Origin of the sequence: Bradyrhizobium guangzhouense, assembly GCF_004114955.1 — a bacterium.
In the GTDB taxonomy this organism is placed as follows: Bacteria; Pseudomonadota; Alphaproteobacteria; order Rhizobiales; family Xanthobacteraceae; genus Bradyrhizobium; species Bradyrhizobium guangzhouense.
In genome coordinates, this window is the sequence record NZ_CP030053.1 from 6,395,538 (window position 1) to 6,407,391 (window position 11,854).

The 11,854-nt window shown below is 64.4% G+C and carries 6 protein-coding genes; 4 read left to right on the forward strand and 2 right to left on the reverse strand.

Translation table 11 applies throughout. The annotated features are described in order from the left end of the window. Positions 1 to 8 precede the first annotated feature (8 nt). The gene (locus XH91_RS30520; protein WP_164933670.1) at positions 9 to 4,121 is read right to left on the reverse strand and encodes a bifunctional diguanylate cyclase/phosphodiesterase; all 4,113 of its coding nucleotides are present in this window, start codon (positions 4,119 to 4,121) and stop codon (positions 9 to 11) included. Positions 4,122 to 4,418: 297 nt separating this feature from the next. On the opposite strand from XH91_RS30520, the gene XH91_RS30525 reads away from it, so the two are divergent. From XH91_RS30525 to XH91_RS30535, 3 genes are read left to right on the forward strand one after another with little or no spacing between them, the layout of a single operon-like run. Next, positions 4,419 to 5,471: an Ldh family oxidoreductase gene (locus XH91_RS30525; RefSeq protein ID WP_128954037.1), complete on the forward strand. Its 1,053-nt coding sequence runs from the start codon at positions 4,419 to 4,421 to the stop codon at positions 5,469 to 5,471. Positions 5,472 to 5,492: 21 nt separating this feature from the next. Continuing rightward, complete coding sequence (locus XH91_RS30530) at positions 5,493 to 6,860, forward strand: LLM class flavin-dependent oxidoreductase (protein ID WP_128954038.1); 1,368 nt, start codon at positions 5,493 to 5,495, stop codon at positions 6,858 to 6,860. A 15-nt stretch (positions 6,861 to 6,875) separates the two neighbouring features. Continuing rightward, a complete protein-coding gene (locus XH91_RS30535) occupies positions 6,876 to 7,661 on the forward strand; it encodes a fumarylacetoacetate hydrolase family protein (protein WP_128954039.1) in 786 nt (261 codons plus the stop codon). A 132-nt stretch (positions 7,662 to 7,793) separates the two neighbouring features. Here XH91_RS30535 and XH91_RS30540 read toward each other — a convergent pair whose 3' ends face one another. Next, positions 7,794 to 8,249, reverse strand: coding sequence for an Lrp/AsnC family transcriptional regulator (locus XH91_RS30540; RefSeq protein ID WP_128954040.1), 456 nt, complete (start codon positions 8,247 to 8,249; stop codon positions 7,794 to 7,796). A 152-nt stretch (positions 8,250 to 8,401) separates the two neighbouring features. Between XH91_RS30540 and XH91_RS30545 the strand changes: the two genes are divergently transcribed. Then, complete coding sequence (locus XH91_RS30545; RefSeq protein WP_128954041.1) at positions 8,402 to 11,851, forward strand: indolepyruvate ferredoxin oxidoreductase family protein; 3,450 nt, start codon at positions 8,402 to 8,404, stop codon at positions 11,849 to 11,851. Positions 11,852 to 11,854 lie beyond the last annotated feature (3 nt).

Sequence of the window (11,854 nt, forward strand, 5' to 3'; positions counted from 1 at the left end):
GCCCGCCGTCAGACGACAGCGCGTTTCAACACCGGCCCCGCGTCGTCCCCGGCCAGGTCCGTCTCCGGCTGGAGCGGCGGCGCCATCGGCAGCTCCATCGGCCGCAGCAGCTCGGCCATCTGGTTCGCCGGCAGCGGCTTTGCGATCAGGAAGCCCTGCATCTCGTCGCAGCCATGGGTGCGCAGGAAGGCCTCCTGCTCGGCGTTCTCGACGCCCTCGGCGACCACGGTCATGCCGAGGGCCTTGCCCATGCTGATGATCGCCTGCGCGATCGCCTGGTCCTCCGAATCCTGCGGCAAGTCGCGCACGAAGGAGCGATCGATCTTGATGGTGTCGATCGGGAAATGCTTCATCAGCGACATCGACGAATAGCCGGTGCCGAAATCGTCGATGGCAAGGCGGATGCCGCGGCTCTGGATGGCGTCGAGCACCTTCAGCGCGCGACCGACATTGCGCATCATCATGCTCTCGGTGACTTCGAGCTGGAGCAGCACCGGCGACATCCCGGAGGCCGCCAGGGCCTCGTCGACGTCCTGCAACAGATGCTCGTCGGCGAACTGCCGCGGCGACAGGTTCACCGCCATCGACAGCGGGAGCAGGCCGCGGCGCTGCCAGGCCATCGCCTGTGCGCAAGCTTCGTTCAGCACCCAGCGACCGATCGGCACGATCAGGCCGGTTTCTTCCGCAAGCGGGATGAACTGCGCCGGCGAGACGTTGCCGAGATCGGGATGGCTCCAGCGCAGCAGCGCCTCAACGCCGGTGATCTGCCCCGTCTCCATGTCGACCTTGGGCTGGTAATGCAGCGAGAACTGCTCGCGCTCCAGCGCCCGGCGCAGCGCGCTCTCGAGCGACAGCCGCTCGATCGACTGCGTCTTCACTTCGTTGGAGAAGAAGCGATAGCCGTTCTTGCCGTCTTCCTTGGCGAGATACATCGCCATGTCGGCATTCTTGGTCAGGGTCTGTGCATCGGCACCGTTGGCCGGATACATCGCTATACCAATCGACGCCGTGGTGTGGCACTCGTGGCCGGCGAGCTCCATGGGCTCGGCGAGCGCGGCGAGCAACTCGGTCGCGATGTGCTGGACGGCGTCGATCTGGCCGCACTGATCGAGGATCACCACGAACTCGTCGCCGCCGAGCCGCGCCACCACGTCGCTCGCGCGCAGCGCATTGCGCAGGCGGTTCGCGACCTCGAGCAGCAGCAGATCGCCGGCCTCGTGCCCGAGCGAGTCGTTGATGACCTTGAAGCGGTCGAGATCGATGAACAGCAATGCGAAGCGGTGGTCGTGGCGCTGAGCTTCCTCGATCGCGCCGCGCAGCAGCCCGTTGAAGGTTTCCCGGTTCGGCAAATCGGTCAGGCTGTCATGCGAGGCGAGGTATTCGATCCGCTCGTCGGCCTCGTTCTTCTCGTCGGCGCGATCGAAATTCTCCATCGCGAAAGAGACGTTGTCGGCGAGGCGCTCCAGCAGCTCGACGAACTCGGTCGTGAAGGTCTCATACTCCGTCGACATGTAGATCATGACGCCGACCGCCTTGTCGTGCGTGATCAGCGGGAATGCCGCGCCGGAGCGCGCGCCGTCGGCCCGGACGACGGCATGGAAGGCGCTGACACGACTGTCGTTGACATAGTCGTTGCTGATGCAAGGCTGGCGCGTGCGGAACGCCGTTCCGCTCATGCCACGGCCTTCGGGCCGGCCGGCGTCGATGGAGAGACGGACGTTGCGGGTGGTGTCGGCGGACGGCCCCGCGGTCGCGACGATCGCGAGCTGATCGCTGTCGGCGCTGGCGAGCGCAATGGTCGTCGAGGTGAACTTGCCGCCGGCGGAGGCGGCCTGGCAGACGAGCTCGAACAGCTCGGTGCGGGACTTGGCGCGCACGATCGCTTCATTGGTGGCGCTCAGCGCCGCGAACATGCGCGTCAGGCGTTCCTTCTGCGCCTCGGTGCGGGCCTTTTCTTCGGCGCGATTGAAGTTGTCGAGCGCAAAGGAGACATTTTCCGCCAGGCGCCCAAGCAGCTCGACCAGGTCCGGGGTGAACGTATTCTCTTCGGGCGCGAGAAACAGCAGAATTCCGATCGGTTCAACGCCGGCACGGAGCAGCGGAAAGCTGGCTGCCGCGCGCGTCCCATCCTCTTTCGCCCTCTCATGCCAGTGGGTCGATCGCGGGTCATTCAGATAATCGTTGATGACGCTGGGCCGGCGGGTTCGCAGCGAAGTCCCGATCATCCCCTCCCCCTCGGGATGCCCCGGCGACACGCAACACGTGCGCCCGGCCATTCGCTCGTGAAGGCGTCCCTTGACCGCGACGACGCGAACGAGTTCGCGCGTCTCGTCGAGGATTCCGATCGTCGTCGAGGCGAACACATCGCCCAGCACGGCCGCCTGGCACACCACCTCGAACAGCTCTTCGCGTGTCTTCGCGCGCATGATCGCTTCGTTGGTGGTACTCAGCGCCTCGAACATGCTGGTGAGGCGATTGCGCTGCTTGTCGGCTTTCGCCTTCTCGTTCTCACGATCGAAATTCTCGAGCGCGAAGGCGACATTGGCCTGCAGCCGCTGCAGCAGCTCGACAAACTCCGGCGTGAACGTGCCACACTCCGGCGAATTGAACACGAATACGCCCTCGATGCGGTCGCCGTTGAACAGCGGCAACGCCGCGGCGGATCCGATGCCGGTGCGGCGGGCATTGTCCGCCCAGGGCTTGATCCGGTCGTCGGACAGCACATCATTGCTGATGCAGGGCTGGCGCGTGCGGAAGGCCGTTCCGGTCAGCCCGCGCCCCTCGGGCACCTGATCGGAGGTCGAAAATTTGAAGCCGCGAACCGTATCCGCGTTCGGACCATAGCAGGCGGCAACGCGGAGCAGCTCGGCCTGGTGATCGACCAGCGCTATGGCGGCCGAGGTGAATTTCGCGCCCTTTGCAGTCGCTTCACAAACGAGGTCGAACAGCTCGGCCCGCGAGTGGGCGCGCAGGATCGCCTCGTTGGTCGCACTCAGCGCCGCATACATGCGCGCGAGGCGCTCCTCCTCCTCGGCGATCCGCGCCTTCTCGGCCTCACGGTCGAAATTGTCGACCGCGAAGCAGACGTTCTCGGCGATGCGCAGCATCAATCCGACGACTTCCTCGTCCCTGGCCCAGGACTGGCTGAGGAACGACAGAATGACGCCGATGCTTCGGCCGTGCTTGACCAGCGGCGCGGCGACTAGCGCCGCGACGCCGGTATTGATATTGGACTGCTCCCACGGCGTCCCCTTGGTGCGGCGCGCGAGATCGCGCTCGATGATGGGTTTCTGTGTTCGAAACACCTCGCCGGAAATGCCGCGCCCGTAGGGATTCTCGGCATCTGCGGAGTAATGGGTCCGCGCCACAATCTCCAGATTCTCGCCGGTGCCCGCGACGGGCTTCAGCCAATGGGAGTCCTGTTCCTTCAGCAGGACGAAGGTTGCGATCGATTTTCCGCCATGCACCGAGGCGTCGCAGACGAGCTGATACAGCTCCTGCTCTGTCTTGGCGCGCAGGATGGCTTCATTGGTCGCACTGAGCGCACTGAACATCCGGTTGAGCCGCCGCGTCGCCCGCTCGCTATTCTGCCGCGCGGTCTCGCGCGAAAAATTCTCCAGCGCATAGGAAATGTTGGCCGACATACGCTCGAACAGCGAGACCATCTCGTCGCTCAGCGAGCCGGCCTCGCTGCGGGTCACGAACAGCACGCCGATACTTGTGCCGTTACACAGAAGCGGGAGTGCCGCTGCGGCACCGATATTCGCTCTGGCCGCGCCCTCACGCCATGCCAGCGAGCGCGGATCGTTCAAATAGTCGTTGCTGATGCAGAGCTTCCGGCTGCGAAACGCTTCACCGCCGACGCCCAAGCCCTCGGGTGCGCCGGCTTCGGTGGTGATCTTGATCGCGCGCAGGCGCGCGACGTCGTCGCCACGCCCGGCAGCGAAGCGCAAGTGCTGGCCCTCCGGCTCCACCAGGAACACGGCGACGGCCATGAAGTCCCCGCTCGAAAACCCGGCGTCGCAGACCATCTGGTACAGCGCGTCCGGCGATTTCGCGTAGAGGATCGCTTCATTAATGGCGCTCAGCGCCGCAAAAGTGCGCGCGAGTGACGTCGGCACGATCTCAACTCCCGGGCATTTCTGCCGATTTATCCCGGGTACTTTATGAACTGACATCGCCTAAGTGGTCGTTATTGCGGCGGGGAAACCGCCAATCAGAGTGAACGAGCAACGAATGACGGCTAGAAAACTTCCGGGAATACCGCCCCGCGGGAGGAAAGCTTCGACGAAAGGCGCGCTCTGTTTACGAATTTGCAGCCCTGTATTGGTTTACGGGAGATTGATATCGCACTCGGGCTTTGAGACGATGGCCTCCAACGAGCAGCCCGTGAAGGGCACGAAAGCCGAGGGAACGCCATGCCGATCGTTAGGGCCGACCGCCTCACGCGCGTCAGCGCTGCGCTGCTCCGTGCCGCCGGCGCCTCCGAGGAAGAGGCCGATGCCGTTGCCGTCGGCTGCGTCAACGCCAATCTCGCCGGTCACGATTCGCACGGCGTGATCGCGGTTCCCACCTATATCGACCGCATCAAGGCCGGGCACATCGTCCCCGGTGCGGCCTGGACCATCGTCCAGGAATCGCCGACCACGACCGTGATCGACGGACACTGGGGCTTCGGCTTTCACGTCAACGCCAAGGCGATGGCGCTGACGATCGAAAAGGCGAAGACCGCGAATGTCGCCGCCTGCACCGTGTTCCGGCAAAGCCATGTCGGCCGCCTCGCCGCCTATCCGCTGATGGCGATGCGCGAGGGCATGATCGGGATCGCGACTGCCGATTCAGGCCGCTCGCCAAAACACGTCGCGCCGTTCGGTGGCAAGGAAGCGCGGCTTGGCACCAACCCGATCTCGATCGCCGTGCCGTCCGATCTCGAGGCGCCGTTCTACCTGGACATGGCGACGTCGGCGGTCGCGGCCGGCAAGATCCAGCTCGCCGTCGCCCGCGGCGAGGAGATCCCCACGGGATGGATCATCGATGCCGAGGGCCGGCACACCACCGATCCCACGCAGTATCGCAAGGGCGGCGCGCTGCTGCCGCTCGGCGGCACGGAGGGTTACAAGGGCAGCGGTCTCGCCGCGATGGTCGAGGTGCTATGCGGCCTTCTCACGGGGCTCGGCTTCGGCGTCGAACCGACGGGACGGCACAATGACGGATGCTTCATGGCGGTGTTCAACGTCGCCGCATTCCGCCCGCTGCAGGAGTTCAAGCGCGAAGTTGCGGAGTTCGCGCGCTATCTGAAATCGACGCCGCCGTCCGAGGGCAGCAAGGGCGTCTATTATCCCGGCGAGCTCGAGGGTTTGCGCGAGCATCAGCGATGGCGCGACGGCATCGCGGTCGAAGACGCGACCTGGGAGAAGCTACGCGCGCTGGCGCGCGACTACAGGCTCGACACCGTCCTCGATCTATCCTGACACAATCCGGAGAACAGCAGCATGTTCAGGCAGATGGTCCTGGTCGGCTTCCTTCAGGCGCAGAACTGCACGAACTTGCCGAGCTCGTGGCGGCATCCGGACTCGCGCAGCGATTCAATGTCGGCGGATTATTACCAGGAGATCGCGAAAATTCTCGAAGCCGGCAAATTCCACATGGCTTTCTTCGACGATCGTCTCGCCATGCCGGACCGCTACGGCAATGATCACGCCCACACCGTCGAATACGGCATCCGTTGCGTGAAGATGGATCCGCTGATCGTGCTGACCACGATGGGCATGGTGACCGACAAGCTCGGCTTGGGCGCGACCTGCTCAACGACTTACTACGAGCCATTCGATGTCGCCCGCCGCTTTGCCACGCTCGATCTGATGTCGGGCGGGCGCGCGGGCTGGAACGTCGTGACCTCGCTCAACGACGGCGAAGCACTGAACATGGGACGCGACTCCCATCCCGAGCATGATTCCCGCTACGACAAGGCCGACGAGTTCATGGAGGTGGTGCTCGGCCATTGGGACACCTGGGAAGACGGCGCGCTGATCATGGACAAGACCAGCGGCCGCTTTGCCGATCCGAGCAAGGTGAAGCGGCTCGACCACAAGGGACCGGCATTCAAGTCGCGCGGACCTTTCACCGTGCCGCGCTCGCAGCAGGGCCATCCGGTCATCATCCAGGCTGGCGCATCCGGCCGCGGCCAGCGTTTTGCCGGCCGATGGGGCGAGGTGATTTTTACGGCCGCGCGCAATCTCCAGGGCGCCAAGGATGGCTATGCCGCCGTGCGCAACGAAGCCGCGAAGGCCGGACGCGATCCGGATCAGATGTTCCTCTGCAATCTGACCACGCCGGTCTGCGCCGCGACCAGGGCGGAAGCCGAGGACAAGATGGCGCTGATCAACAAGTTGCCGCTCGAGATCGACGCGCTGTCGCTGCTATCGGAAGCGCTCAATTACGACTTCGCCTCGAAGGATCTCGACGCGCCCCTGACGACGGATGACCTCAAGAGCATGCAGGGCATCCTGGGCATCCGCGACGGCGTGCTGAAGACCTCTGGCAAGAGCAATCCGAGCGCGCGCGACTTCGTCACCTTCTCCGGCCGCGGCCAGGTGCATGACGCCATGGTCGGCGGTCCCAGGGAGATCGCGGACAAGCTTGAAGAGATGTTCGTCGAGCGCGGCTGCGATGGCTTTGTCATCGCGGCCACTTACGTGCCAGGCTCCTATGCCGATTTCGTGCAGCATGTGGTGCCGGAATTGCAGCGGCGCGGCCTGTTCCAGAAGGACTATCGCGGCAAGACGCTGCGGGAGAATCTCGGCTTGAAGCGGCCCGCCGCCGGCGCGTGGAAGGTGCAGCCGCGTGATGCTGCGGAATAACGACGAGGACACAATATGCGCTGGCTGAAATTCACCGCCTCCGGCAAGACCTCCTGGGGAATCATGGACGGCGACCAGGTGATCGCGGTCGACGGAGATCCGTTCGGCGAATGGCAGCGCACGTCGCGCACGCATCCGCTGGCGCAAGTGAAGATCGAGCTGCCGCTGATCCCGCGCACCTTCTATTGCGTCGGCCTGAATTACCTGAAACACCTCAAGGAAGCCGCCGACAAGGCCGGCACGGTGCCGGCCGTGCCCGACAGGCCCGAGATCGGCTACCGCGCCCAGAATGCGCTGATCGCGCATGACGAGGATGTCGTGATTCCGTCCTTTGCGACGGAGAATATCCATTACGAGGGCGAGCTCGTGGTCGTCATCGGCAAGAAGGCGAAGCATCTGACCGAACAGAACGCGATGGATTGCGTGTTCGGCTACACCATCGGCAACGACGTCAGCGAGCGGTCATGGCAGAAGGCCGATCGCGGCTTATGGCGCTCGAAGAATGCCGACACGTTCAAGCCGATGGGCCCGTGGATCGAGACCGAGGCCGACATCGCGAAAATGGAGACCATCGTCCGCGTCAACGGCAAGGAGACCAACCGCTTCGCGACCCGCGACATGATCTTTGGTGTGGTGCCGTTCCTGGTCGAGCTGACGAAGTATTTCACGCTGTGGCCGGGCGACGTGATGTGGATGGGCACCGACGGTGCGTCGCCCGACATCAAGCACGGCGATGTCGTGGAGATCGAGATCACCGGCGTCGGGACGCTGCGGAACAGGTTTGTGCGGGAGCAGAGGTAGGTACCGGTGCCGTAGGGTGGGTTAGCGAAGCGTAACCCACCACTGTGTATCTCCGTGGAAACAGAAGCGGTGGGTTACGCCGAGCAGACGCGCGTCGCGCATCTGCTCGGCTAACCTACCTACGGCACTTCTTCAAAACGGCAGCGCCACGCTGGTCTTGATCTCCTTCAGCACCACATTGCTGCGGACATAGCGGATGCCGGGGATGCGGAACATGAACTCGTCGAGGAAGCGGTTGTAGGCCGCCATGTCCTGCACGACGACGCGCAAATGGTAATCGGCATCGCCCGTGGTCGCAAAGCACTCCAGAACCTCGCGGCGGGTGGTGACGCGCGAGACGAACTCGTCGACGAATTTGGCGTCGTGCCGCTCCAGTGAAACATGGAGAATGGCCGACATCGCAAATCCCGCCTGCTCGCGCGCGACAAGGGCCGCATAGCCGCGGATGACGCCGCTGTCCTCGAGCGCGCGCACCCGGCGCCAGCAGGCCGAGGTCGACATGCCGACCTCATCGGCGAGTTGCTGGTTGGTGGCGCGACCGTCTTTCTGGAGATGGGCAAGAATCAGCGTGTCATGGTCTTCGATCATCGAGAGCCCTCCAGTCGATTAAACCTACCAAACTTCGATCGTTCTTGCAAAAATCTACCGTTTTATTGGGTCACGGCGGGATAATTAGGTAAGACCTACCAGCGTCCCAGGCCTAACCTTCGCCATCGGCAGGATGCCGCGCGAGGTCCATCATGGACGCCATTCCGTCACTCGACGCCTACGAACTCTCCGACCGCTACGAGCGCCAGGAGGGTCGCGTCTTCCTCACCGGCACGCAGGCCATCGTCCGCATCGCGCTCGATCAGGTGCGGCGTGATCGGGCGGCTGGGCTCAACACCGCCGGCTTCATCTCCGGCTATCGCGGCTCGCCGCTTGGCGGCATCGATCTCGAGCTCTGGCGCATCCAGGAACGCCTCAAGCGCGACCGCATCGAATTCCTCCCCGCTGTCAACGAGGACCTCGCGGCTACCGCGGTGTTCGGCTCGCAGCAGGTGCAGACGCAAGGAGAGCGCGAGGTCGATGGCGTGTTCGGGCTATGGTACGGCAAAGGCCCCGGCGTCGATCGTTCCGGCGACGCGCTCAAGCACGGCAACGCCTATGGCTCCTCGCCGCAAGGCGGCGTGCTGGTGGTCGCCGGCGACGACCATGGCTGCGTGTCGTCCTCGATGCCGCACCAGTCCGACGTCGCCTTCATGAGTTGGTTCATGCCGACGCTGCACCCCGCAAGCGTCGACGAATATCTTGAATTCGGCGAATATGGTTACGCGCTGAGCCGCTTCTCCGGCATGTGGGTCGGCTTCAAGGCGATCTCCGAGATCGTGGAGTCGGGCGCCTCCGTCGTGCTGCGCCCATCGCGACTCTTCCGTACGCCCGACTTCACGCCGCCGCCCGGCGGGCTGCATTATCGCTGGCCCGATCTGCCGGGCCCGCAGATCGAGGAGCGGCTGGAGGCGAAGAAGCACGCGGTCTACGCTTTTGCCAAGGCCAACCCGATCGATCGCCACATCTACGACATTCCAAACGCCACCTACGGCATCGTCACCACGGGCAAGGCGCATCTGGACCTGATGGAGGCGCTGCGGCTGATGGGCCTCGACGAGGCCGCCTGCCGCAGCATCGGCATCGACATCTACAAGGTCGGCATGGTCTGGCCGCTGGCGCTGCACGACGCCATGGATTTTGTGAAAGGCAAGCGCGAGATCCTCGTGGTCGAGGAAAAGCGCGGCATCATCGAGAGCCAGTTCAAGGAATATTTTTACGATTACCCCGGCAGCAAGCCGGAGCGCATGGTCGGCAAGCACGACGAAACCGGGGCACGGCTGATTTCCTGGACCGGCGAATTGTCACCGCGAGCACTCGCCGACGTTCTCGTGCGCCGGCTCGATCCGATGTTTCCGGGCCTCAATCTCGCAGCGCGCGCCGCTGCGCTTCTGCCGGAAGCCGCGCGCACGATCAACGTCCTGGGCGCGACGCGGACGCCCTATTTCTGTTCGGGCTGTCCGCACAACACATCAACGAAAGTGCCTGAGGGATCGAAGGCCCTGGCCGGCATCGGCTGCCACTTCATGGCGAGCTGGATGGACCGCGAAACTTCATCGCTGATCCAGATGGGCGGCGAAGGCGTGAATTGGGCCGCCTCCTCGCGGTTCACCGGCAACAAACACATCTTCCAGAACCTTGGCGAAGGTACCTACTACCACTCCGGCTCGATGGCGATCCGTCAGGCGATCGCCGCCAAAGCCAATATCACCTACAAGATCCTGTTCAACGACGCCGTCGCCATGACCGGCGGCCAACCGGTCGACGGCCCCGTCAGCGTGCATGCCATCGCACACAGCGTCCGCGCCGAAGGCGTGGCCCGCATCGCGCTGGTATCGGACGAGCCCGCGCAATTCTCGCCGGCGGATCTCCCCGGTGGGGTCACTATTCATCCGCGCGAGGAGCTGGACGCCGTGCAGCGCGAGCTGCGGGACGTCTCAGGCGTCTCGGTTCTGATCTACCAGCAGACCTGCGCCACCGAGAAGCGGCGCCGGCGCAAGCGTGGACAGATGGCCGATCCCAAGCGCTTTGCTTACATCAACGATCTCGTCTGTGAAGGCTGCGGCGACTGCTCGGTCGAATCCAACTGCCTGAGCGTCGAGCCCAAGGAAACGCCGTTTGGCCGCAAGCGCCAGATCAACCTGTCCGCCTGCAACAAGGACTTTTCCTGTCTCAACGGCTTCTGCCCGAGCTTCGTTACCGTCGAAGGCGCGACGCGACGGAAGAAGAGCGCCAGCCGGATTGATGCGATCGGCCGTGCCGCGACGCTTGCCGTCCCCGCCCCCGCGACGCTCGATCGTCCCTACGACCTGCTCGTGACCGGCGTCGGCGGCACCGGCGTGATCACGGTCGGCGCACTGATCGGCATGGCCGCGCATCTGGAACGTCGCGGTGTCTCGGTGCTCGATTTTACCGGCTTTGCGCAGAAATTCGGACCCGTGCTGAGCTACATCCGTCTTGCCCCGTCGCCCGACGCGCTGCATCAGGTCCGTATCGACCAGGGCGCAGCCGATGCGCTGATCGGCTGTGACCTCGTGGTCAGTTCCTCGCCGAAGGCATCCGGCACCTATCGCCGCGGCACGCGCGCTGCGATCAACACCGCGGAGATGCCGACCGGCGACGTAGTCCGCTTCCGCGATGCCGACCTCGCCTCGCCCGCGCGCCTGCGTGCGATCCGCCAAGTCGTCGGCAACGACAATCTCGACAGCATCGACGCGAACGCGCTGGCCGAGCGGCTGCTTGGCGATGCCGTCTATGCCAATATCATCATGCTCGGATTTGCCTGGCAGCGCGGGCTGGTGCCGCTCTCGCTATCGGCGCTGCTGCGCGCGATCGAGCTCAACGGTGTCGCGATCGACCGCAACAAGCAGGCTTTCGCGTGGGGCCGGGTCGCTGCCGCCGATCCCGACTTCCTGCCGAAAGCAAACGGAGCGTCCAAAGCCGAGACGCTCGATCAGCTCATCCTCAGGCGCGCCGATTTCCTCAGGGATTATCAGGACGACGCCTATGCCGCGCGCTACCGCGCACTTGTGGCGCAAGTCCGCGAGGCCGAAGCCGGGCGCGATAGCGAGGCGCTGACCGAGGCTGTCGCGCGCGCCCTGTTCAAGCTGATGGCCTACAAGGACGAATATGAGGTGGCACGCCTGCATATGAGAAGCGGCTTCCTCGACGAGCTGAGGCGCGAGTTCGAGGATGGATTCAGCGTGCAGTACCATCTCGCGCCGCCGTTTCTGCCGTCCGGCCGCGACGCACGCGGCCGCCCGCGCAAGCGCGCCTTCGGTCAGTGGATCCAGATGCCGCTCGCGATGCTGGCGCGGCTGAAAGTGCTGCGCGGGACAGCGTTTGATCCGTTCGGCTACACCGCCGAGCGGCGGACTGAGCGAGAGCTGATTGCCTGGTATGAGGGCGTCGTCGCGCAAATGCTTGATCAGGTCGACACAGCCCATCTTCCCGATCTCGTCGCCATCGCCAAGGCGCCGATGGAGATCCGCGGCTACGGGCCGGTGAAGGACATCGCCATCGCAAAGGTGAAGGCTGAGGTCGAGCGGTCGCTCGCCAAGCTTGCAGCGTCTTCGCCAGCAAAGCTGCGCGCCACCGGTTGACGC